This is a genomic window from Micromonospora sp. NBC_00421 (assembly GCF_036017915.1).
Taxonomy (GTDB): domain Bacteria; phylum Actinomycetota; class Actinomycetes; order Mycobacteriales; family Micromonosporaceae; genus Micromonospora.
The window spans coordinates 6347191-6370320 of the sequence record NZ_CP107929.1 but is presented as its reverse complement, the minus strand read 5'-3'; the positions used below and the strand labels follow the sequence as shown (position 1 = coordinate 6370320).

The 23130-nt window shown below is 72.7% G+C and carries 18 protein-coding genes and 2 riboswitches; of the genes, 6 read left to right on the top strand and 12 right to left on the bottom strand.

Features of this window, described 5'->3' with window-relative positions; genetic code table 11:
* Positions 1-18: 18 nt before the first annotated feature.
* Positions 19-1344 carry a hypothetical protein gene (locus OHQ87_RS27310; RefSeq protein ID WP_328342490.1) on the top strand — a complete coding sequence of 442 codons (1326 nt, stop codon included), beginning with the start codon at positions 19-21 and terminating at the stop codon, positions 1342-1344.
* Positions 1345-1682: 338 nt separating this feature from the next.
* On the opposite strand, the gene OHQ87_RS27305 is transcribed toward OHQ87_RS27310, so the two are convergent.
* The gene (locus OHQ87_RS27305; protein ID WP_328342489.1) at positions 1683-3149 is read right to left on the bottom strand and encodes a PrsW family intramembrane metalloprotease; all 1467 of its coding nucleotides are present in this window, start codon (positions 3147-3149) and stop codon (positions 1683-1685) included.
* 66 nt (positions 3150-3215) lie between these two features.
* Positions 3216-3326: riboswitch (SAM riboswitch) on the top strand.
* 2 nt (positions 3327-3328) lie between these two features.
* Complete coding sequence (locus OHQ87_RS27300; RefSeq protein WP_328349019.1) at positions 3329-4561, bottom strand: FUSC family protein; 1233 nt, start codon at positions 4559-4561, stop codon at positions 3329-3331.
* Positions 4562-4653: 92 nt separating this feature from the next.
* Here OHQ87_RS27300 and OHQ87_RS27295 point away from each other — a divergent pair, with 92 nt between their 5' ends.
* Positions 4654-5289: an HD domain-containing protein gene (locus OHQ87_RS27295; protein WP_328342488.1), complete on the top strand. Its 636-nt coding sequence runs from the start codon at positions 4654-4656 to the stop codon at positions 5287-5289.
* On the opposite strand, the gene OHQ87_RS27290 is transcribed toward OHQ87_RS27295, so the two are convergent.
* Positions 5242-5619, bottom strand: a complete 378-nt coding sequence (locus OHQ87_RS27290) for a DUF4031 domain-containing protein (protein ID WP_328342486.1) — start codon at positions 5617-5619, stop codon at positions 5242-5244. The two genes, OHQ87_RS27295 and OHQ87_RS27290, sit on opposite strands and share 48 nt — an antisense overlap.
* Positions 5620-5654: 35 nt before the next feature.
* On the opposite strand from OHQ87_RS27290, the gene OHQ87_RS27285 reads away from it, so the two are divergent.
* On the top strand, positions 5655-7055 hold the full coding sequence (locus OHQ87_RS27285) for an FAD-binding oxidoreductase (protein ID WP_328342484.1): 1401 nt from the start codon (positions 5655-5657) through the stop codon (positions 7053-7055).
* A 32-nt stretch (positions 7056-7087) separates the two neighbouring features.
* Here the strand turns inward: OHQ87_RS27285 and OHQ87_RS27280 are convergent, their stop codons facing one another.
* Positions 7088-7594 carry a hypothetical protein gene (locus OHQ87_RS27280; protein WP_328342482.1) on the bottom strand — a complete coding sequence of 169 codons (507 nt, stop codon included), beginning with the start codon at positions 7592-7594 and terminating at the stop codon, positions 7088-7090.
* A gap of 82 nt (positions 7595-7676) precedes the next feature.
* On the bottom strand, positions 7677-9503 hold the full coding sequence (locus OHQ87_RS27275; RefSeq protein WP_328349018.1) for a glycerol-3-phosphate dehydrogenase/oxidase: 1827 nt from the start codon (positions 9501-9503) through the stop codon (positions 7677-7679).
* Positions 9504-10165: 662 nt separating this feature from the next.
* Between OHQ87_RS27275 and OHQ87_RS27270 the strand changes: the two genes are divergently transcribed.
* A complete protein-coding gene (locus OHQ87_RS27270; RefSeq protein WP_328342481.1) occupies positions 10166-12631 on the top strand; it encodes a S8 family serine peptidase in 2466 nt (821 codons plus the stop codon).
* A gap of 112 nt (positions 12632-12743) precedes the next feature.
* Here the strand turns inward: OHQ87_RS27270 and groL are convergent, their stop codons facing one another.
* The 3 genes from groL to OHQ87_RS27255 all read right to left on the bottom strand — a co-directional run bounded on the left by groL (position 12744) and on the right by OHQ87_RS27255 (position 16091).
* Positions 12744-14366, bottom strand: coding sequence for a chaperonin GroEL (groL, locus tag OHQ87_RS27265; protein ID WP_328342479.1), 1623 nt, complete (start codon positions 14364-14366; stop codon positions 12744-12746).
* 278 nt (positions 14367-14644) lie between these two features.
* Positions 14645-15616 carry a hypothetical protein gene (locus OHQ87_RS27260; protein WP_328342477.1) on the bottom strand — a complete coding sequence of 324 codons (972 nt, stop codon included), beginning with the start codon at positions 15614-15616 and terminating at the stop codon, positions 14645-14647.
* Between the two features lie 271 nt (positions 15617-15887).
* The gene (locus OHQ87_RS27255) at positions 15888-16091 is read right to left on the bottom strand and encodes a cold-shock protein (protein WP_067305333.1); all 204 of its coding nucleotides are present in this window, start codon (positions 16089-16091) and stop codon (positions 15888-15890) included.
* A 223-nt stretch (positions 16092-16314) separates the two neighbouring features.
* On the opposite strand from OHQ87_RS27255, the gene OHQ87_RS27250 reads away from it, so the two are divergent.
* Positions 16315-16845, top strand: coding sequence for a GNAT family N-acetyltransferase (locus OHQ87_RS27250; protein ID WP_328342471.1), 531 nt, complete (start codon positions 16315-16317; stop codon positions 16843-16845).
* Positions 16846-17009: 164 nt separating this feature from the next.
* On the opposite strand, the gene paaN is transcribed toward OHQ87_RS27250, so the two are convergent.
* From paaN to thrC, 3 genes are all read right to left on the bottom strand, one after another.
* Positions 17010-18683: a phenylacetic acid degradation protein PaaN gene (gene paaN / locus OHQ87_RS27245; RefSeq protein WP_328342469.1), complete on the bottom strand. Its 1674-nt coding sequence runs from the start codon at positions 18681-18683 to the stop codon at positions 17010-17012.
* A gap of 52 nt (positions 18684-18735) precedes the next feature.
* Positions 18736-19755: a GNAT family N-acetyltransferase gene (locus tag OHQ87_RS27240; RefSeq protein ID WP_328342468.1), complete on the bottom strand. Its 1020-nt coding sequence runs from the start codon at positions 19753-19755 to the stop codon at positions 18736-18738.
* Between the two features lie 270 nt (positions 19756-20025).
* On the bottom strand, positions 20026-21312 hold the full coding sequence (gene thrC / locus OHQ87_RS27235; protein WP_328342467.1) for a threonine synthase: 1287 nt from the start codon (positions 21310-21312) through the stop codon (positions 20026-20028).
* A 9-nt stretch (positions 21313-21321) separates the two neighbouring features.
* A riboswitch (SAM riboswitch) is annotated at positions 21322-21457 on the bottom strand.
* A gap of 301 nt (positions 21458-21758) precedes the next feature.
* On the opposite strand from thrC, the gene OHQ87_RS27230 reads away from it, so the two are divergent.
* Complete coding sequence (locus OHQ87_RS27230) at positions 21759-22484, top strand: hypothetical protein (RefSeq protein ID WP_328342465.1); 726 nt, start codon at positions 21759-21761, stop codon at positions 22482-22484.
* 56 nt (positions 22485-22540) lie between these two features.
* Here the strand turns inward: OHQ87_RS27230 and OHQ87_RS27225 are convergent, their stop codons facing one another.
* Complete coding sequence (locus tag OHQ87_RS27225; RefSeq protein ID WP_328342463.1) at positions 22541-22990, bottom strand: DoxX family protein; 450 nt, start codon at positions 22988-22990, stop codon at positions 22541-22543.
* Positions 22991-23130: the final 140 nt, after the last annotated feature.

Sequence of the window (23130 nt, the reverse complement as noted above, 5' to 3'; positions counted from 1 at the left end):
CGTGTCACCGGCTACACCTTGCGCCCCCTGCGCACCCGCGTCACCCTGAGCACCCTGAACGCCTGCCAGACCCTGCGCACCTTGCGCGCCCTGAGCACCCGCGTCGCCCTGGGCACCTTGAGCACCCTGCGCTCCCTGAGCACCTGTCTCACCCGGGACACCTTGCACGCCCTGAGGCCCCTGAACGCCCTGAGCACCGGTCTCACCCTGCGCACCCTGGAAGCCCTGTGCGCCCTGCGCACCGGTCGCACCCTGCGTGCCTTGAGCGCCCTGCGTGCCTTGAGCGCCCTGCGCGCCTACGTCACCCTGCGCACCTTGTGCACCCTGAGGACCCTGGACACCCGACGCACCGGTAGCACCCTGCGCACCCTGGAAACCCTGCGCGCCCTGCGCACCGGTCCCACCCTGAGATCCCTGAGCACCGGTGGCACCCTGCGCACCTTGAGCACCCTGCGCACCAGTGTCACCCTGAGATCCCTGAGATCCCTGAGATCCCTGAGATCCCTGAGATCCCTGAGATCCCTGAGCACCGGTGGCACCCTGCGCACCTTGAGCACCCTGCGCACCAATGTCACCCTGCGCACCCTGGAAACCCTGCGCGCCCTGCGCACCGGTCCCACCCTGAGATCCCTGAGCACCGGTGGCACCCTGCGCACCTTGCACACCCTGAGCACCCTGCGCACCAATGTCACCCTGCGCACCCTGGAAACCCTGCGCGCCCTGGGCGCCAGTACCACCCTGAGGCCCCTGAGCACCGGTGGCACCCTGAGACCCCTGGGCACCGGTGGCACCCTGCGCACCAGTGTCCCCCTGCGCGCCCTGCAAACCCTGCGCGCCCGTCTGGCCCTGCGACCCCTGAACACCCTGCGTGCCCTGAACACCCTGCGTGCCCTGAACACCCTGCGCGCCGGTCGCACCTTGGGCTCCCTGAGGGCCCTGAACGCCCTGGGCACCCTGCGCCCCGGTCGTACCCTGAGCGCCCTGAGCGCCAGTCACGCCTTGGGCGCCCTGGGCACCCGTATCGCCCTGCGCGCCTTGGGCACCCTGGGGGCCCTGGGGGCCCTTCTTCTTGGGGCCATGCGGGTAGTGGTCCTTGCCACCGTCGTGCCCGCCCCACGGGCCCTGCCAGCCCTGGGGGCCGCAGTCCGATGGCTCGTCCGGGTAGCTGTCCCACGAATCGTCAGGTCCGCCACCGTCCTGGCGGACCGTCGACCAGGACGCCGGCCACCCGCCGTACTGGTCCAGCGGACCGGACGCGCCGGTGCGCACGCTCTGCGCAGACGGCGCGGTTTCCAGGGGTTGCGCTGCGACTGCGGGCCCACCCGTCATCCCGACCACCATTAGGGCAGAACTCAGCCCTGAAGCGGCGCGGCCACGCTTCAGTCCTCGCCGCAGTCGTCGGCCGTTACTCATGAACCCCTCCAGAGAGCCACCCAGATACCCAGAGCTGCCCGTTTGCGACCTAGAGCCGTTTACGGGCGACTTGTAGCGTATTTGACCGGTTCGTCCAGTGAAGGGGTTTTCTGCTACAGCGAGGAGGTATTCAGGAGAGGCGGAATCTCTTCATGTATCCCGACACGCGCCCCGCGCCCATACCTGGTGGGGCAGGCGGCGGGCGCACGCCGACGAGAGCCGCCCGCCTTCGGGCTCGGGGCGGGTCGGTCTCGGTAGGAGTTCGGCGGTCAGTACCGGCCGGGCGGCCACGGGGCGGCCGGCCGGGGGCCGTACCAGCCGGGTGGGCCGTAGCCGGCCGGGTGGGCCGGGGGCGGTGGCGTGGCGAGCACCACCGGAATCGGCACCACCGGGGAGTCCGGGGCGTCGACGACGCGCTGTGTCCCGTCCGGGAACCGCAGGTGGTAACGCTGTCCGTCCCAGACGCCCACCGGGGTCTGCGGGTCCCGGCCGACGAAGAACGACCGGTAGGCCGCGATCGTCTCCAGCAGTTGCCGCTCCTCCCGCAGGGTGCGCTCCCGCTCCGCCGGCTTGCGGTCCAGGCCGCGCCGCATCCCGTCACGCAGCAACGCCAGCCGGGTGGCGGCGAACTGGTAACCGCGCATCGCGCGCAGCCCGGCATCCCCACCGACCCGACGTGCCCAGGTCCGGGCGGCGTGCCGGCGGCCCAGGCTGCCCAGGGCGGCCACCTCGGGCGGGCTCAGCCAGCCGGCCCGGACGTAGTCCGGCAGGGTCCGCTCGGTGAGCCGCCCCTCCCAGGCGCGCAGCCAGACCGCGAAGCCGACCATGCCGAAGAAGATCGGCACCATCACCGCGACCATGCCGTAGAAGAAGATCACCGCCTGGCCGGTGGCCTGGACCAGCGTCGGGATCAGGTTCCAGGTGCCGTGCAGCATCATCGCCAGCAGCAGGCCGGCGACCGGGGCGAGCACCCGTACCCGCCGGTCGGCGGTGCGGGCGGCGATGCCCAGCCCCACCCCGGTCATCGAGGTGAACAGCGGGTGGGCGAAGCCGAAGAAGAGGATCCGCGAGATGAAGATGACTATGACATTGCGGACGCCGGTCGCCGGCCCCCACTGGTCGACGCCGGAGGCGTACCCGAGGCCGCCCAGGTAGAGGATGTTCTCCACCATGGCGAACCCGACCGCGGAGAGCCCGCAGTAGACCAGGCCGTCGGTGATCCCCGACCACTCGCGGCGACGGAAGATCAGCAGCAGGATCGGGCCGAGCGCCTTGGTCAGCTCCTCGATGAACGGGGCCACCAGCACCCCGGTCAGCGACGACGACACCCCCCAGTCCTTGAACAGGGCGGCGAAGCTGTTGTTGACGGTCAGCGACGCGGCGGTCGAGACGAACGCCCCCCAGGCGAAGCAGAAGATCAGGTATTTCAGCGGTTCGGGCTCGTACCGGTCGAGCCAGAGGAAACAGGCCACCAGCACCGGCACCGGCAGGATCGCCGCGGTCACCCCGACCAGCAGCGCGTCCAGGCCCAGGTTGTCGCCGAGCGTGTAGAGCATGTAGACCGCGCAGGCCGCGATCAGCAGCACCACCCCGGCCAGCGCCAGGACCCGCCGCCAGCCGAGGCGGCGCAGCGGCATCCGGGGCGCGGCGGCCTCCGGCGACGGTACGGGGGCCTCCGGCGACGGTACGGGGGGCGCGGGCGACGGCGGTGGCCCGCCGGGCGGGGTGTCGGCCATGTGGATCAGCGTAGTCATCCCCGGCCCACCGGGCCGGGCGCTCCGGAGTCGTTGTGCTGCCGGGTAGGTCACGAGCGCCAGCATCAAGCCCCGGCTTGCCGGCCGGCAACCCTCGTCGAGGTTGCCGACACCGACCGGGACGCCCTGCACGCCTCCCTGGGCTGACAGGTGTCGGCAGGTCAGCCGAGCGGTGGCGCGGTCGGGGGTTTCGGGGTGGAGTTCTGCCCGGCCGATCCCCCGGCCGGTACGCCCTCTTCGCCGAACGACTGCCGGACCAGCCGGTTGGCCTCCTCCTGGGCGATGCCGGAGGCGACCATCAGGTCACTGGCGGTGGTACGCACCTGGGCGATCACCACGCTGCCGGAGAACCCGACCCCCTGGTCGTACGCCCGGCCCGCCTCGCTCACCGCGCGCAGTGACCGCTCCCGGGCCTTCTCCGGCTCCTCCCCGACGGCGAACTCGTGCCGCAGCAGACGGACCGCCTCGGCCAGGTGGGCCACCGCGTCCGGCATCGGCTCCGGCACCGCCTCCTCGTCCTCGATCATGGTGACCGACCGGCGGATCAGGGTGCCGCTGTTGCGCATCGCCCGGTCGATCGGCTCGGCCGCCTCGGCGTAGTGGGTCAGTTCGCTGCGCCGGTGCCACCGGGCCGGGGAGAGCGTGCTGGTCTCCTTCGCCCCCTCGATCGCCTCGGTGAAGGTGGCCAGCTCCTCCTTGTTCTCCCGGAGCCGGTCCAGCGCCCGCTGGGCGGCGCCCCGGTCCCGGTCGCGCAGCGCCTGGGCGCAGACGTCGAGCTGGCCGGCGAGCAGGTCCAGCGCCGGCCGGGCCGCCCGGTTGATCACGCGGAGCGGGTTGAGCGGCAGGAGGATCGCGGTGACCAGCAGGGCGATGCCACCCCCGACGAACGCGTCGACGAACCGGGGCAGCTCCAGGTCCGCCGTGGACGGGCTCAGGGTGACGATCAGCACGGCGGTGGCGGCCGCCTGGATCACCACCGCCACGCTCGCCCCGAAGAAGGTGGTGAGCAGGATGGCCGCGGTCACCACCAGCCCGAGCTGCCATCCGCCGGTGCCGAGGAAGTAGATCAGGACGTCGCCGAGGAACACCCCGACCGCCACCCCGACGATCAGCTCCACGGTCCGGCGGAGCCGCTGGCCGACCGAGGCGGCCAGGGTGCCCACCGCCGAGATCGGCGCGAAGACCGGCTGCGGGTTGCCCAGCAGGTGGTGCGACACGATCCAGGCCAGCGCGGCGGCCAGCCCCGCCTGCACCGCCAGGCCCATCGCCATCCGCACCTGGTGCAGGCGGTCGTGCAGGGTCGCCCGGCTCCGGTGGCGCAGGTAGGCCATCGCCTCGGCGATCCGCGCGGAGTCGACGTCGTTCCCGCCGCCGCCGAGCCCGGCGCGACGCATCAGCGACGGTCGTCGGTCCCGGGCCACGGCCATGGCGGGGACTACCCGCGCCGTGCCGGTTCATCCCGTCCGGGTACGGCAGAATCGTCCGGATGACCGAGCTGATCGACCGCTGGCTGGTGTCGGCACGGGCCGCCGGGGCCGACGACGGCCCGGCGGCGACCGCCGTCGGGGCCGAGTTGCTGGCCCGCTGGCGCGAACCGCACCGGCACTACCACACCGAACACCACCTGCGGACGGTGCTGGAGCTGGTCGACCGGCACGCCGACCTCGCCGACCGGCCGGAGCTGGTGGCGCTCGCCGCCTGGACGCACGACGCCGTCTACGATCCGCGCGCCACCGGGAACACCAACGAGCGGGCCAGCGCGGCACTGGCCGGCAGCCTGCTCACCGGCCTCGGGATGCCGGCCGCCCCGGTCGCCGAGGTCCGTCGGCTGGTGCTGCTCACCGCCGGGCACGCCGTCGCCCCCGGCGACCGCGACGGCGCCCTGCTCTGCGACGCCGACCTGGCCATCCTGGCCACACCCCCCGAGGTGTACGACGGGTACGCCGCAGCGATCCGTGCCGAGTACGCGCACGTGCCCGAGGCGGACTTCCGTACCGGCCGGGCCAGGGTCCTCGACGGCCTGCTGGCCCTGCCCGCCCTGTTCCGGCTGCCCTCGCTGGCCGACCGGTGGGAGTCACCCGCCCGCGCCAACCTCCGCCGCGAGCTGGCCACCCTGCGCTGATCCGCCGCCGCCAGCCCCGGTGCGGCGTTCGGGGCCGACGAGCGGTTCGGGGCCCACGAGCGGTTCGGGGCGGGCGAGGTGTTTGGGGCGGCGCAGGCCGGCGGTGTGCAGCAGACGGACGATCTCCCGGCTGGTCACCACCCGGGCGCCGAGCCAGACCGCCGGGGCGAACCGGTCGGCGGGGATGTCGTAGTGGTCCCGGTCGAAGCCCCGCCGGGGCACCCCGAGCAGCTCGGCGAAGGCGTGCAGTTCGGCCGGGGAAACGTCGCTGATCAGGTGCGACCAGAGCCGACCGCGCCACGGCCAGGCGGGGCGGTCCAGGTAGAGCATGGCGGCCAATCTAGCCGCCGGCTAGCCTCGGCCGCATGGCTGGTTCCCCCCTCCTCGACGACCTGCGGGCGACCCTCGGCGACGGGGCCGTGCTCACCGACCCGGATCTGCTCCGGCTGCACCGACGCGACGAGGCGGACCTCTGCGCCGCCGGTACGCCGCTGGTGGTCGTCCGCCCCCGGGACACGTCGGAGGTGGTCGCGGTGGTCCGGGCGGCGGCCCGGTACGGCGTACCCGTGGTGCCGCAGGGGGCGCGGACCGGGCTGGCCGGCGCGGCGAACGCGGTGGACGGCGCGGTGGTGTTGAGCACGGTCGCGATGACCGAGATCCGGGAGATCGACCCGGTGGCCCGGATCGCCGTGGTGCAGCCGGGTGTGGTGAACGCCACGCTGGCCGGGGCGGTCCGGGCCCAGGGGCTCTACTACCCGCCGGACCCGGGTTCCTGGGAGTCCTCCACCATCGGCGGCAACGTCTCCACCAACGCGGGCGGCATGTGCTGCGTCAAGTACGGGGTGACCACCGAGTACGTCCTCGGGCTGGAGGTGGTGCTCGCCTCCGGCGAGGTGCTGCGCACCGGCCGGCGTACCGCCAAGGGGGTGGCCGGGTACGACCTGACCCGGCTCTTCGTCGGCGCGGAGGGCACCCTCGGCGTGATCACCGAGGTGACCGTGTCGTTGCGGCCGGTTCCCGAGGAGTCGCTGACCATGGTGGCGGTCTTCGCCTCGACCGCCGAGGCCGGGACGGCGGTGGCCGGCATCGCCGCGCAGGGGCTCACCCCGAGCCTGCTGGAACTGCTCGACCGGACGCATCTGCGGGCGATCGAGGCGTACCGGCCGATGGGGTTGCGGACCGACGCCCAGGCGCTGCTGCTCGCCGCCGCCGACACCGGTCCCCGGGCGGCGGACGACCTGGCCCGGATCGCCGAGGTCTGCACGGCGGCCGGCGCCGAGGAGGTGTACGCGGCGACCGACGCGGTGGAGGCGGCGGCGCTGCTCCAGGCCCGTCGGCTGGCCCACCCGGCAATGGAGAAGTTCGCCGCCGACACCTACCCGGACGGCAACGGCGGCCTGATCATCGACGACGTGGCGGTGCCCCGGGGGGCGCTCGCCACGCTGCTGGACGGGGTGGCCCGGATCGCCTCCGAGTGCGAGGTGCCGATCGGGGTGGTCGGCCACGCCGGGGACGGCAACCTGCACCCGAACATCGTGGTGGACCGGGCCGACCCGGCCAGTCTGGCGCGGGGCCGACGGGCCTTCGACGAGATCATCCGGCTCGGCCTGGAGCTGGGCGGCACGTGCACCGGAGAGCACGGCGTCGGGCTGCTCAAGCGGGACTGGCTGGCCCGGGAGGTCGGCCCGGTCGGCATGCGGGTGCACCAGGCGATCAAGGCCGCGCTCGACCCGGCCGGGCTGCTCAACCCGGGCAAGGTGCTCTGAACCGACCCGCCGGGCGGCGCGGCGGGGTCGGCTCAGCGGGTGGGTTCGGCGGGGGTGGCCTGGGTGAGCAGGAGCAGGATCTCGCCGGCCACCGCCGGTCGTTCCTCACCCGGGCAGTCCTGCGAGGTGATCAACCCGGCCGTGGTGAGCAGGCTGGACGTCAGCGCGTCGATGCAACTCGCCCGGTACTGGCGCGCCTGGTCGGTCTCCTGGGCAAGCCGTGGGTCGGCGAGCAGCCTGTGCAGGCGTTGCACCTGCTCGGGGTCCAGGGAACCGGTCGAGGTGACCCCGTCCCCGGCACAGTCGTCGCACTCCCACCGGCCGTCCGGTTCGACGGTCAGCGACCGCAGTGGACCGTCCTCGCCGAGCTTCTGCACCAGGCTGACCCGGTTGGCGGTCGCCCCCGGGGATGTCGTTCCGCTCCCGCCCTCCGCTGTGGATCCGCCGTCCCGGTCGAAGATCGCGCAGCCGGCCAGGGCGACCGTCAGGACGGCAACGGCGGGGACGACGAGCGCGCGCGACCACTGAGGGGGAACCACGCGCCGGAACCTATCCCACCCGGGTGTCGTCCGGAACCGGCCGACCGGGCCGGCACCGGCAGGGGGAACGGCCCGGGAGCGGTCAGCGGGAGGAGGTCGGGAGTTCGGCGTGGCCGCCCTCGGCACCGTCGACACCCCGGTCGGCGGCGAAACCCCGGACGTCGGGCGCACCCAGCCGGGCCGCGTCGGCGGTCGCGTCGTCCGGCATGAGCTGGGATTCCCGCTCCGCCTCGACCCGCGCCCGGTAGTGCGCGACCTCCCGTTCCCGGATGGCCCCGTCCCAGCCGAGCACCGCGCCCATCAGCTCCGCCGTGTGCCCGGCCGAGTCGAGGCCCCGGTGGGTCGTCTCGAAGGAGATCCGGGTACGCCGGGTCAGCACGTCCTCCAGGTGCAGCGCCCCCTCGGCCCGGGTGGCGTAGGTCACCTCGGCGGCCAGGTACTCGGGTGCACCGGCCAGCGGTGAGGCGAGCAGTGGGTCGGCGGCGATCAGCGCCAGCAGTTCCAGGGTGAGCGTGCCGTACCGCTCCAGCAGGTGCTCGACCACGCCGACCGGCATCCCGTGCCGGCGGGCCAGGTCGGCCCGGTCCCGCCACATCGAGGCGTACCCGTCGGCGCCGAGCAGTGGCAGGTCGGCGGTACGCGAGGGTCGTACGCCACCGAGCCGGTGGGCGGCCCGGTCGACCACGTCGGCGGCCATCACCCGGTAGGTCGTGTACTTGCCGCCGGCCACCAGCAGCAGCCCGAGCATCGGTTCGAAGACCGCGTGTTCCCGGGAGAGCTTGGAGGTGGAGTCGGCCTCGCCGGCCAGCAGCGGGCGCAGCCCGGCGTAGACGCCCTCGATGTCCGCACCGGACAACGGCCGGTCCAGCACCGTGTTCACCTGGTCGAGCAGGTACCTGATGTCGCGGGCGGAGGCGGCCGGGTGGGACCGGTCGAGCCGCCAGTCGGTGTCGGTGGTCCCGATGATCCAGTGCCCGCCCCACGGGATGACGAAGAGCACGCTTGTCGCGGTACGCACGATCAGCCCGGTCTCCCCGGTGATCGCCGAGCGGGGCACCACCAGGTGCACCCCCTTGGACGCCCGGACCCGGATGCCGGGACGCAGCCCGACGTCGTTGAGCATCCGGGACATGTCGTCGCTCCACACGCCGGTGGCGCCGATGACGGTACGGGCGCGTACCTCGAACTCGGCGTCCGGGGAGTCGGCGGGTGCCTCCAGGTCGCGGACCCGGACCCCGGTGACCTCCCGGGCCTGCCGCACCAACCCGACGGCGCGGGCACTGCTCACCACGGTGGCACCCAGGCTGGCGGCGGTGCGGGCCAACGTCACCACCAGCCGGGCGTCGTCGACCTGGCCGTCGTAGTAACGGATGGCCCCGGCCAGCGCGTCGGCGCGCAGACTGGGGAAGACCCGGCGGGCGCCCTCGCGGCTCAGGTGCCGGTGCAGCGGCATCCCCCGGCCGGTGCCGAAGAGCCCGGCGAAGGCGTCGTAGGCGGCCACCCCGGCGCCGTAGTACGAGCGGCGGAACAGCCGGGCCGGCAGGTCGCGCAGCCCCTTGCCGGCGGGGAGCGGGATCAGGAACGGGACCGGCCGGACCAGGTGCGGGGCGAGCCGGGTGGCGAGCAGGCCCCGCTCGGTCAGCGCTTCGTGGACCAGGTGGAACTCCAACTGCTCCAGGTAACGCAGACCGCCGTGGATCAGTTTGCTGGACCGGCTGGAAGTCCCGGCCGCGAAGTCGCGGGCCTCGACCAGGGCGACCTTGAGCCCCCGGGAGGCGGCGTCCAGCGCGGCACCCGCGCCGGTCGCCCCACCCCCGATGACCAGCACGTCGAACCGTTCGGCCCGGAGCCGACGCAGGTCCGCGACGCGGCGCTCGGGAGAGAGTTGACCAGCGGCGGCTCGGGTCACATTGGGGTCACGCACCCGTCCACCGTAACCCGCCCGACCCCACCCGCAGCAGGCCCGGAGCCGGAGCCCACCGAGATCCGCACCGACCCCCTGACAACACTGAGTAACGGATATCCGAAGTCAACCCGGTTACCCTCCGCAGTCGAACCCCTGGCCACCTCCACCCCCACCGCACCCCCTCACCCCAGGAAACCAACACTCTGAACAGCACGATCTCCACCCCCGGCCCACCCTCAGCATTCCGCCCTCACATCCTTTGCTCTGCTGCTCGCTACGCACCACGCACTTTCGGTAACTGTCGCGTTGATGGCAGCAGAGCAAAGGACTCGAAGGGATAGGGTCGCGCCTCCTCTCGATATGACTATCCGTAACCGTCAGGGTGAAGCAGGCGGGGCGGGAAGCAGGCGGGGCGGGAGATGCGACGAGGGGGTTCAGCGGCCACACGGCCACCACCGGCGCCGCCGAACGAGCGGATCGGCGACGCCCGGCTGGCGAGCGGGAGGGAGGGAATCGGCGACGCCAGGCTGGTGGGAGGAAGCGGATCGCGCAGGTCAGCGTTTCCGGATCGGTATTAGGCGGTTTCCGGGGTGGGTGGTGGCGGCGAGGCGATCCATCGGACCGGCACCTCCGTCGGGCAGCGGGGTGCGTCGTACTGTTTCCGGATGCTGGCCGACGCACCTCCTCCGCCGGGCTACCGCCCCCCGCCGCACGCCGGCCGTCCGTCCAGCCCGTGGCCGGTGGTGGCCGCCTCGCTGGTCGGCGGCTGGACGGTGGCGCTCACCGCGCTGCTCCAGGTGGTCGGCTGGTCGGTCGAGCAGTTGCAGGTGGCCGCGGGATGGGACCGGTGGGGGTGGCTCTGGCCGGCGCTCAGCCTGGCCACCGCCCTACTGGTCGGCCTGCCGGCGCTGTTGCTGGCCCTGCTCCCCCGCTCGGCCCGGGTGCGGACCGCCGGGCGTGGGTGGCTCGGTGCCGCACTCGCCCTGATGGTCCTCGGATCCCTGCGGGCACTTCCGCAGGTGCACCACGAGCTGTACCTGGCTGCACTTGCCGCAACTGCGACGCTGCTCGCGCTGCTGACCACCCGCCTGTCCGGTCCGGGCACCCCACCCCACACGGACCCCACCCAGCAGACCACCCCGATCCCACAGGACGGTCGTGGCCGGCGCGGAGTGGCGGACGGTGTTGGTCGGCCCCGGGCGGTCACCCTGCTGACGATCACCGCCGGACTGGCCCTGCTGCTGCCCTGGGTCTGGCTCGGCGCACTCGGTGGCCTGCTGGAGACGGTGCTCGCCGCGCTAGCCGCGACGGCGGTCGGCCTGCTGGCCGGGGCGCTGCTGGACGACCGGTTCTGGTCCCCCTTCACCGGTCACGGGCCACCCCGGTCCGCCCGTACCGTGCTGGCCGGCGGTCTGGTCGCCGGGGTGGTCCTGCTGCTGCTCGTGGCCGGCACCGGCCAGTCCGGCGCCCAACTTCCCACCCTGTTGTTCGTCCCGCCTGTCGGTTTCGTGCTGGGCGCGTGCCAGGTGGCGGCCCGGCGGGCCGGCGCACCCGCCGGGGTCGCGCCGGTCCGCTGGCTGGTCGGCCTGGCGGTGTTCGGCCCGCTGGCCCTCACCGACCCGGAGGAGATCTCGATCCTGCTGTCCACCACCCGCGACGTGCCGTACTGGGTCGCGGTCGGGACCGGCGTCGGGCTCGCCGTCGCGGTCTTCCTGGCCATCGGGTACGGGGTGCTGCTCGCCCGGCCGCGCGGGCGCGCCCCCAGCCGGCTGGTCGCCGCGTCGAGCGCGGCCGTCCTGCTGCTCACCGTCGGCGTGGTCGAGGTGACCGCCGGCCGACCCGGCCTCTACGGCGAGCGGCTGCTGGTGGTGCTCCACGAGCAGGCCGACCTGTCCGGCCTTCCTGCGGGTACGCCGGGCCGCGCCGGCCGGGACGCACGGACCGCCGAGGTCTACCGCCGGCTGGTCTCCACCGCCGAGCGTACCCAGGGCGCGTTGCGCCGGGACCTGGCCCGACTGCACCTCGACCCGACGCCGTACTACCTGGTCAACGCGATCGAGACCGACGGCGGCCCGGCGGTACGGGCGTGGCTCTCCGCGCGGCCCGAGGTGGCCCGGGTGCTGGTCAGCCAGCGGCTCCGGCCGTTGCCCGCACCCGCGCCGGTCAGCGGGGGCGATCGGCCCGCGCCGACCGGCCCGGAGTGGAACATCCGGATGCTCGGTGCCGACCGGGTCTGGTCGGAGCTGGACGTCACCGGGGCCGGGGTGGTGATCGGCAGTTCGGACTCCGGGGTCGACGGCACCCATCCGACGCTGGCCGCCGGCTTCCGGGGCGGCGACGACTCCTGGTACGACCCGTGGGACCACACCCGCGCCCCGACCGACACCGGCGGCCACGGCACCCACACCACGGGCAGCGCGGTGGGGCGCGACGGCATCGGGGTGGCCCCCGGCGCGCAGTGGGTGGGCTGCGTCAACCTCGACCGCAACCTGGGCAGCCCGGCGCACTACCTGGACTGTCTCCAGTTCATGCTGGCCCCGTTCCCGGCCGGCGGAAACCCGTTCACCGACGGGCGACCGGAGCGGGCACCGGACGTGCTCACCAACTCGTGGGGGTGCCCGCCGGTGGAGGGCTGCGACCCGGGTGCGCTGCGTCCGGCGACAGCCGCGCTGGACGCCGCGGGCATCCTCGTGGTGGCCGCCGCCGGGAACACCGGGCCGGACTGCGGGTCGATCGTCGACCCGCCGGCACCGTACCCGGACGTGCTGACGGTGGGTGCGGTGGGCCGGGACCGGGCCGTCACCGAGTTCTCCAGCCGTGGTCCCGTCGCCGGCGGGGCGACCAAGCCGGACCTGGTCGCCCCGGGGGCGGAGATCCTGTCCGCGATGCCCGGCGGCGGCTACGCCACCCTGGACGGCACCTCGATGGCCACCCCGCAGGTGGCGGGGGTGGTGGCGTTGATGTGGTCGGCGAACCCGGCACTCGTCGGTGACCTGGCCCGGACCCGGAGCATCCTGCGGGACACCGCTCAGCCGGCCGGCCCCGCCGACCTCAGTTGCGGTCCGGTGGCGGCGTCGACCGGTGCCGGCCTGGTCGACGCCTACGCGGCGGTACGGGCAGCCCGGCGCTGACCGCTCCGCCTCCCCGGGGACCGGCTCCCCGGACGGAACGGAACCCCGGTCACGAAGACGGAAAGGGGCGGACCGCTTGCGCGGCCCGCCCCTTTCGGCGTTGGAACTGGACTCAGAAGTCCATGTCCCCGCCACCCGGGCCAGCCGGGGCGGCCGGGGTCTTCTCCGGCTTGTCCGCCACGACGGCCTCGGTGGTGAGGAAGAGCGCCGCGATCGACGCGGCGTTCTGCAGCGCCGACCGGGTCACCTTGGCCGGGTCGATGATGCCCGCGGCCAGCAGGTCGACGTACTCACCGGTGGCGGCGTTGAGGCCGTGACCCGCTTCGAGGTTACGGACCTTCTCCACCACGACGCCGCCCTCGAGGCCGGCGTTGACGGCGATCTGCCGCAGCGGGGCGTCCAGCGCGACCTTGACGATGTTGGCACCGGTCGCCTCGTCGCCGACCAGGTCCAGCTTGTCGAACGCGGTCTTGCCGGCCTGCACCAGCGCGACGCCACCACCCGGGACGATGCCCTCCTCGACGGCGGCCTTCGCGTTGCGGACGGCGTCCTCGATGCGGTGCTTGCGCTCCTTCAGCTCGACCTCGGTGGCCGCGCCGACCTTGATCACCGCGACGCCGCCGGCCAGCTTGGCCAGCCGCTCCTGCAGCTTCTCGCGGTCGTAGTCGGAGTCGCTCTTGTCGATCTCGGCCCGGATCTGGTTGACCCGGCCCTGGATCTGGTCGGCGTCGCCGGCACCGTCGACGATGGTGGTCTCGTCCTTGGTCACCACGACCTTGCGGGCGCGGCCCAGCATGTCGAGGCCGACGGCGTCCAGCTTGAGGCCGACCTCCTCGCTGATGACCTGGCCACCGGTGAGGATGGCGATGTCGGCGAGCATGGCCTTGCGGCGGTCACCGAAGCCCGGCGCCTTGACGGCGACCGACTTGAAGGTGCCCCGGACCTTGTTGACGACCAGGGTCGCCAGGGCCTCGCCCTCGATGTCCTCGGAGATGATCAGCAGCGGCTTGCCCGACTGCATGACCTTCTCCAGGATCGGGAGCAGGTCCTTCACCGAGGAGATCTTGCTGTTGACGATCAGGAGGTAGGGGTCGTCGAAGACGGCCTCCATACGCTCCGGGTCGGTCATGAAGTACGCGGAGATGTAACCCTTGTCGAAGCGCATGCCCTCGGTGAGCTCGAGCTCCAGGCCGAAGGTGTTGCTCTCCTCGACGGTGATGACGCCTTCCTTGCCGACCTTGTCCATCGCCTCGGCGATGATCTCGCCGACGGTGCTGTCACCGGCGGAGATGGAGGCGGTGGAGGCGATCTGCTCCTTGGTCTCTACGTCCTTGGCGAGCTGGGACAGCCCCTCGGAGACGCTGGCCACGGCAGCCTCGATGCCCCGCTTCAGGGCCATCGGGTTGGCGCCGGCGGCCACGTTGCGCAGACCCTCGCGCACCAGGGCCTGGGCCAGGACGGTCGCCGTCGTCGTGCCGTCACCGGCGACGTCGTCGGTCTTCTTGGCGACCTCCTTGACCAGCTCGGCGCCGATCTTCTCGTACGGGTCCTCGAGCTCGATCTCCTTGGCGATGCTCACACCATCGTTGGTGATGGTGGGGGCACCCCACTTCTTCTCGAGCACCACGTTGCGGCCCTTCGGGCCGAGGGTCACCTTCACGGCGTCGGCGAGCTGGTTCATGCCCCGCTCGAGGCCGCGGCGAGCCTCTTCGTCGAACGCGATCATCTTGGCCATACGGTGTTGTCCTCCTGGACACTCACGGGCCACCCGGGTGTTGTGCCCCGGACGGGCCGCCTGGTGTACGCACCTTGGGGACGTCGCCACCTGGCGACGACGACGTCCTCCTCGGTCGGGCCGGACAGCCCGCGACGACCGGCCTCGTGCCACCCGACGCCATCGAGACGCCGGTGTGACCGTGGCCCTACCGCCCCGACCATTGGCACTCAGCGTATGCGAGTGCCAATGACTTGTTTAGCACTCTCCCCTGCCGAGTGCAAGCACGATCGGGCCGGTCAGCCGAGTTCCGCCGCCAGTCGCGCGGCGTTCACCGGCCCCTCCTGCGCCCGCTGCTCGGCGTACGTGACGACCAGGCCGACCAGCTGCACCAGGTAGACCGGCACCACAAGCACCGCGCTCACCAGGATCACCGCCACCGCACCCACGGCGGTGCCGGGAGCGGTGAACGGGTCGGTGCCGAACGGCAGGGTGCCTACCGACTCCACCACCCCACCGAGCACGCTGCCGAGGATCGCCACCAACGCGACCAGCGCCACCCGGCCGAGCACCATGCCCAACCGGTCGTGGAACATCCGGAACGAGCGGCCGATCGGGTTCTGCCCCTCGAACAGGTAGACCGGGCCGGCCAGGGCGAGGGCGAAGGCGAGGTAGATGCCGGGCAGCAGGCAGAGGCAGAAGCCGACCCCGACGAGCAGCCCCATCACCAGCATCCAGCCCCACAGCCCGAGGCAACGGCGGGCGCCGTAGCGCAGCGCGCCGGGCAGGTCGGTCGGCTGACCGGCGGCCTGCCGGGCCACCACCCAGGTGCCGCCGGCCCAGCCGATGCCCTGCACCACCCCGAACGCCAGGGCGACAAGCGCCACCGAGGCACCGTAGATCGCCAGGTCACTGAGGTACCCGTCGGGAAGCGAGCCGTCGGCGGGCAGCGATTCGGCGTTCGGGCCCATGCCGAGCGAGAGCAGCGACACGGCCACCGCCGGCACCACCTGGGTGAGCAGCATCAACGGCAGCAGGATCCGCCAGCCCCGGCGCAACGCCCCGGTGCACCGGGTGAACCAACCGTCCAGCCCGGCGTACGGCGGGTTGACCAGCGGGTCCTGCGGACCCCAGGGACCGCTCCCGGCGTACGGCGGGAGACCACCGCCCGGCGGGTAACCGCCACCCGGCAGGTAGCCCGGATACGGGCTGCCGACGGCGGGCGGCTGGTTGCCGGGACCCGGGTAGCCCCAGCCCGGCGGGCCAGCCACGGACGGACCGTACGGCGGCTGCCCCGGCGGCGTCCCTGCGGGCTGCTGGCCGGACGGCGACCCCCAGGAGGGCTGTCCGGACGGCGGCCCCCACGGTCCACCCGGGGACCCGGCAGCGGGGTCGGGTGGACCCGAAGGTGACTGGTCGGTCATGAACCCTCCTCAGCGAGGACGCCTGGACGGTTCACGATCTTGCCCGGCGCGCACCCCCGGCGCCATCCGTCCCGCGGACTGACCGACCGGTGGGACCGGGCGTCCGCGCGGTGGGAGGTCAGGCGATGACGCGGACCCGTTCGGCCTGCGGGCCCTTCTGCCCCTGGGCGATCTCGAACTCCACCCGCTGACCGTCGTCCAGCGCCTTGTAGCCGTCCATCTCAATGGCGGAGAAGTGGACGAAGACGTCCTGCCCGCCGTCGACGGCGATGAAGCCGTAGCCCTTTTCGGAGTTGAACCACTTGACGGTGCCCTGTGCCACGGTGCACTTCCTCACTCTGCGCGGCGCTCCACAACCCCGGGATGCCGGCGGACCGACAGCGGAGAACCACCGTTTCGGCGGTCGGTGAAGGCCGCTGAATCGGTGACCGAAATCGCACGCTACACGAGGAGTGACGACAGCGCACGACCACAAATAGGCCCAAATCAGACGGGTATCGACCCGGTCACCCATCGGCTTCCATCACTGGGGTATGCATGCGCACATGACCCACGCCCCGGCCCTGTCGGCGACCCGGCCGGCCCCCGTGCACCGGGTGCGCCCGCAGGACGCCGCCCGGATGCGGGCGCTGCGGCTGGAGATGCTCGCGGATGCGCCGCTGGCCTTCCTGGAGACCGTCGCCGAGGCCGCCGCCCGCCCGCACGCCCAGTACGCGGCCCGGATCGCGTACGTCTCCCAGGGGTGCCACACCGCCCAGTTCATCGCCGACCCGGGCGGCCGGCTGGTCGGCCACGCCGGTGGCACCGTCGCCCCCGACGAGCCCGACATGACAGTGGTCTACGCGGTCTACGTGGCCCCCGCCTGGCGCGGCACCGGCCTGGTCGGCGCGCTGATCGACGAGGTCGCCGCCTGGTCCCGCGCCTGCGGCCGGCCACAGCTCATGCTGGAGGTGGTGGTCGGCAACGACCGGGCCTACCGGGCCTACCACCGACTGGGCTTCACCGACACCGGCGTACGCGTCCCCCACCCCAAACTCCCCGAGCTACGCGAACTCCAAATGCGCCGCCCCGCCTGACCCACCCCCACCCCCACCCCCACCCCAGTCGCCCCGCCCCGGTGATCAAGAGGTTTACGTCAGTCTGAGGGATTGAATTGACGTAAGCCTCTTGATCACCGAGCACCCCACGCCCGCCCCAGCACCGGGGGCGGGGGCGGGCGGGGGGTGGGGGCGGGCGGGGGTTAGGCCGGGCGGCGGGACTGGACGATGCGGAAGCGGCTCGCCACGTAGGCGCCGTCGGTGAGGGCGGCGTTGGCGGCCGGGTTCGCGCCGCTGCCGTGGAAGTCCGAGAAGGCGGCGGACTGGTTCACGAAGACCCCGCCGGTCAGGTTGGCCGACAGGTGCACCCCGACGTCGATCGCGGCGGCCTCGACGGCGTCCAGCACCGCCTCGTCGGTCGAGTAGACGGCGGCGGTCAACGCGCCGGACTCCCCCACGGTGGACCGGAGGATCTCGATGCTCTGTGCGGTCGAGTCGGTGGCGATGACGAACGAGATCGGCCCGAACCACTCCCGGCCGTAGACCTCGGTGTCGGTGGCGGCGAGCTTGACCACGGTCGGCGTCCGGACCACCGCGTCGGGCAGCGACGGGTGGGCGACGGTACGCGACTCCAGCACCGGCTGGCCGACCTTGGTGACCTCGTCGAGCCGTTCCAGCACCCCGTCGTTGACGATCGCGCCGGTCAGCTCGACCCCCCGGGCCGGGTCGGCGGTGAGCTTGCCGATGGTGGCGGCGATGCCGGCGGCCACCTCGTCGAAGCTCTTGTGCCCCTGGTCGGTGGCGATACCGGCGGCGGGGATCAGGATGTTCTGCGAGGTGGTGCACATCTGCCCGCTGTAGAGGGTCAGCGTGAAGCCCAGGTTGCGGCACATCCCGGCGAAGTCGTCGGTGGAGTCGATCACGACGGTGTTCAGGCCGGCCTTCTCGGTGTATACCGTCGCCTGCCGGGCATTGGCCTCCAGCCAGTCGCCGTACCCGGTGGAGCCGGTGAAGTCGACGATCTTCACGGCCGGGTGCAGGGCCAGCGTCGAGGCCAGCTTCTCGCCGGGGGCCTCGGGGGCGAGCAGCACCAGGTCGGGGTCGAAGCCGGCCTCGGCGAGCACCTCCCGGGCGTACCGCACGGTGATGGCCAGCGGCAGCACCGCCCGCGGGTGGGGCTTGACGACCACCGGGTTGCCGGTGACCAGCGAGGCGAACAGCCCGGGGTACGAGTTCCAGGTCGGGAAGGTGTTGCAGCCGATCACCAGGGCCACCCCGCGCGGGACCACGTGGAACGTCTTGGTCATCCGCAGCGGGTCGCCCTTGCCGGCGGCCTTCTCCCAGCCGGCCGTCGCGGGGTGCCGGGTCATCTCCGCGTACGCGTAGGCGATCGCCTCCAGGGCCCGGTCCAGCGCGTGCGCGCCGCCGGCCTGGAAGGCCATCACGAATGCCTGCCCGCTGGTGAACTGCACCGCGTTGGCCAGCTCGAAGATGTGCCGGTGCAGCCGGTCGAGGATCTCCAGGCAGACCCCCACCCGGGCCTGCGGGCCGGCGTCGCGCCAGGCCGGCAGCGCGGCGGAGGCGGCGGCGACCGCCTCGTCCGCGCCCGGGTGCGGGTACCGCACGTCCAGGGCCACCCCGAACGGGCTCGTCTCGGTGGCCACCCGATCGCCCGCGCCAGGCTGGTCGAGCGGAAAATCACCACCGAGGTACGCCTCGAAGGCGGCCTTCCCGTCGGCGGCAGCGGTCTCGCCGTACACCCGGGGGCTTGGCGATTCGGGGTAGGCGGACCAGTACCCGCGCTCCGTGATCGCGGTCAGCGCGCGGTGCAGGGTGTCGGCGTGCCTGTCGTACAGCGGGTGCGGGGTCTCCGTCATGCCCGCCATCATGCAACAGATGTCGACCAGATCAGTAGGGGCGTGTCACAGTTCAGATGGTCAACTGCCACTCCGTGGACCCGGCCGCCGGCCGGAAACCGAGCTGTTCGTTGATCGCGATCATGTGGGTGTTCGCCGCCGCGTTGTAGGTGTCGATCACTTCCAGCTCCGGCTCGTACCCCAGGGTGTGTTCAAGGTTCTCGGCCTTGCAGAGCAGGCCGAGCCGGTGCCCCCGGTGGGCCGGGTCGACGATGGTGATCTGCTGCCAGGCGTGCCGGGTGGTGTTCGCGGCCAGGCTGAGCAGGCTCCACGCGATCAGCCGGCCGGACGCCTCGTGCACGGCGCCGACGCTGTACCGGCGGACCCCCCGCGCGTCCAGGGCACGTTCCATGCCCCGGATCCACTCGGTGTCCACCCGCTGCGGCTCCCACTCCAGGTCGCCCAGGGGGGCGTCGGTCATCAGCCGGCCCTCCAGGTCGGCGACGTCGGCGACGTACTCCTCGGGCGGATGGTCCCGCCAGCGGACCGTGCGGTAGCCGGCGGCGGCCGCCCGCGCCTCGGCCAGCAGGCCCGCCAGCCGGGCGTGGTCGAGCGTGGCGACGTCGAGCCGGCGGCGGACCTCGGCGAGCGCCGCCTTCGCACCGAGCGCCGCCGCGAAGGCCGCCCCGGGCAGTTCCCGGTCCGGCTCGCCGGGCAGTGCGGCCCGGGTCGCGCCGACCATGCGCTTGCAGCCGGCTTCCCCGAGCAGCCGCCGGGCGTGGCCGAACAGCGCCCGGCCGACCCCCCGCCGCCGGTACGCCGGATCGACCACCAGTTCGATGCTGGCGTTCTCGGTGTTGTCGAGCAGATGCAGGGTGAGCCGGACCAGCCCGACCGGCACCCCGTCGAGACGGGCCACCGACCACCGGGCGTCCAGGCCGGGCATCGGATGCCGCAGCGCTCCCTCGAACCGACGCCGGCACAGCGGCGGCAGGTCCGGTTCGTCAATCGCCTCGGCCGTCGCCGCGATCCGGTGGACCACGTCGAGGGTCGGCTGGTCGTCGGGATCAATCGGCGTGATGTCAAGGGCCACGCCGCAAGTCTTCCTGGGGACGACGAAGGGGGCCAGCGGATTTCCGCTGGCCCCCTTCGGAGGTTGGTCGGGAGGGACGTTCGCACAACGCCTCCGGCGTTGGGTCGCAAGAACTTGAAAAGTCTCCGGCGAAAGCCCTCCCGCACGGAGCATCTTGCGCCGTCCGGTTCCTGCCGTCAAGTCCTTCCCGGCGGGTTTCCGCCACTCACCGCGAAAACCCGGTCACCCAAAGATCCACTTTCCGCCCCGGGCCGCTTCCGCCCGGCCCGCTCAGGAGAGCAGGCCGGCGTCGCGGGCGGCCCGCAGGGACGGCTTGATCCGGTGGGTGGGGCCGACCTGCCCGGCGACCGCGTCGATGGTCTTCAGCCCCTCGCCGGTGTTGAAGACGACAGTCTCGGCGGTCGGGTCGAGCCGGCCGGACTCGACCAGCTTGCGCAGCACCGCCACGGTCACCCCGCCGGCCGTCTCGGCGAAGACACCTGTGGTCCGGGCCAGCAGCCGGATGCCGGCGCGGATCTCGTCGTCGTCGACGTACTCCATCCAGCCGCCGGTACGCCGCACCGCCTCCAGGGCGTACAGGCCGGCGGCCGGGTCGCCGATGTTGAGCGACTTGGCGATGCCTGTCGGCCGGACCGGGGTGATGACGTCGGTGTCGGCGTGCAGGGCGGTGGCGATCGGGTTGCAGCCGGCCGACTGGGCGCCGAACACCTTCCAACCCCCGGCCGGCGCCTCGACCAGACCGATCTCGACCAGCTCGGTGAACGCCTTATCGATCTTGGTGAGCAGTTCACCGGAGGCCATCGGGATGACCACCTGGGCCGGGATCCGCCACCCGAGCTGCTCGGCCACCTCGTACCCGAGGGTCTTGGAGCCCTCGGCGTAGTACGGCCGGACGTTGACGTTGACGAAGGCGGTGTCCTCGAACTCGTCGGTCTCCACCAGCTCGCCGCAGAGCCGGTTCACGTCGTCGTACGAGCCGTCGATGGCGACCAGGTCGCCGCCGTAGACGGCGGTGGTGATCACCTTGCCCTGCTCCAGGTCGCCGGGGATGAAGACGACCGAGGGAACTCCGGCGCGGGCGGCGTGGGCGGCCACCGAGTTGGCCAGGTTGCCGGTCGAGGCGCAGGCGAACCGGCGGAAGCCGAGCGCCCGCGCGGCGGTCAGCGCCACCGAGACGACCCGGTCCTTGAACGAGTGGGTCGGGTTGGCGCTGTCGTCCTTGATCCAGAGCGGCGCGCTGATGCCCAGCTCTGCGGCGAGCTGCCCGGCGGCGACCAGCGGGGTCAGCCCGGGATCGAGGGTGACCCGGGTGGCCGGGTCCTGGCCTGCGGGGAGCAGTGCGGCGTACCGCCAGATGTTCTGCGGGCCGGCCTCGATCTGCTCCCGGGTGACGGTGGCCAGCGCGGCGGTGTCGTAGTCGACCTCCAGCGGGCCGAAACACTCGTAACAGGCGTGCTGCGCGGCGAGCGGGTAACGGGCGGAGCAGGCGCGGCAGACCAGTGCGCGGGCGGGGCTGGCGGTGGTGTCGATACCGGGGGCGGCGAGCGTCGACGTCATGTCGGATTCCTCTCATCTTTCCCCGCATCGCACCCTGCGGCGGGGACGGAATTGGCACCTGCCCCGCCGGACGCTCAGCGATGAGCGCGCGGGGTGGTTGCCGGGGCGTCGTCGGGCCGTATCCCTCAGCCCCTCTGGATGAGGTATGCAGTTGTGCCACCGAGTCTAGGCAGCTTCGCCGCCGTCGCCCAGTCCGCTCCCACGGTGTGAACCACCCGCCCACCGGCCGCCCGCCGGCAGCACCGACAGTCGCCGATGTTTCGGGCAAGCTTCCAGCTCAACACGCCTGTCTGCGCGGCACAGAGACACCAGTACGCCGGCCCGCCGGTCGGCCCCTGACCGCGCTCCGACAGGCCGACGCGGGCCGACCGTCGAGCCGATGACCGACATTGCCGTCGATCAGTACGGTGCGGGACACCTGACGTCCGAGAGAGGACCCCCCGCCCATGCGACGGATCCCGTCGAGCCTTGCGACCCTCACCCTGGTCTGCCTGCTGACCGCCGCCTGCGGGGGTGAGCAGGGCGGAACGGGCGAGGCAGCGCCCACCGTCGGCCCGTCCACCGAGCCCTCCACCGCCTCGGTGCTCAGTGAGGCCTCGCCCGAGGCGACTCCCACCGACCCGGTGTCGTCGCCGGAGGTGAAGGCCGCCCCCACCACCGCGCCGGCTGCCACCCCGACCACAGCTGCCGCCGCCCCGGTCAAGGCCCCGATGACCTGTGCCCATCTGGCAGAGGCCCGGCTCGGCAGCAGCAAGGTGCCCTACAACGGCTATCCGGACTACCTGCCGCTGGCCGGGGGGCAGTGGTCCGGCGAGGACGGGGCCACCGTGAAGCTCCAGAAGCCGTGCGGCATCGGCGACCTCGACGGGGACGGCGCGGACGACGCGGTGGGCGCGGTGGCGGTCAACTCGGGGGGCACCGGCACCTTCTACACCCTCGCGGCGTGGCGCAACGACGGTGGCGTGCCGGCGTTCCAGGCCCTGGTCGACCTCGGTGACCGGACCCCGGTCCTGTCGATCGACGTGGCCGGGCGCAAGGCCACCGTGGTCTGGTTGACCCGCAGCCCCAGCCGGGGCATGGCCGAGCTGGACATCAAGCGGACGTCGGTCTACAAGCTCGCCGGCCACAAGCTCACCGAGGTGAGCCACACCGACGCCCCCTACAACCCCTGACCGGACGCGTCGCCGGGGAACCTCGTCGAGGTTCCCCGGCGACGCCGGTCAGTGCGTCAGGCCGGCACCGAGCTCGCCTCGGTCACCGGTGCCGGCGCGGTGTCGGCACCCTGACGGGCGAGCAGCGTGTCGAGCGCCCAGGCACCCGGGCCGAGCACCGCGATCAGCAGGAACGACCAGCAGAAGAGCGCCGACAGCTCGCCCCCGTTGCGCAGCGGCAGCAGGCCCTCGGGCTGGTGCACCACGAAGTAGGCGTACGCCATCGAGCCGGACGCGAGCAGCGCGGCGGGCCGGGTGAACAGCCCGGCCAGCACCAGCGCGCCGCAGACCAGCTGGATCAGTGCGGCCCACCAGCCCGGCCAGGTGCCGACCGGAACGGCCTTGCCGGTCATCGGGTTGCCGCCGAACAACCCGAAGACCGAGGACAGGCCGTGCAGCGTGAACAGCAGGCCGATGACGATGCGGTACAGGGACAGGATCGGCCCGCCGAGCCGAGAGACGTTCATGGGAACCTCCATGGAAGGGATTGACTCCCACCCATGATGAGGCATTAAAGCATTCAAACCTATAAAATCTTTGTTACTGGGAAGATCCCGCCTGGAAACACTACCCCACCCCGCCGCCACGGACCGGCCCACCGTCACGC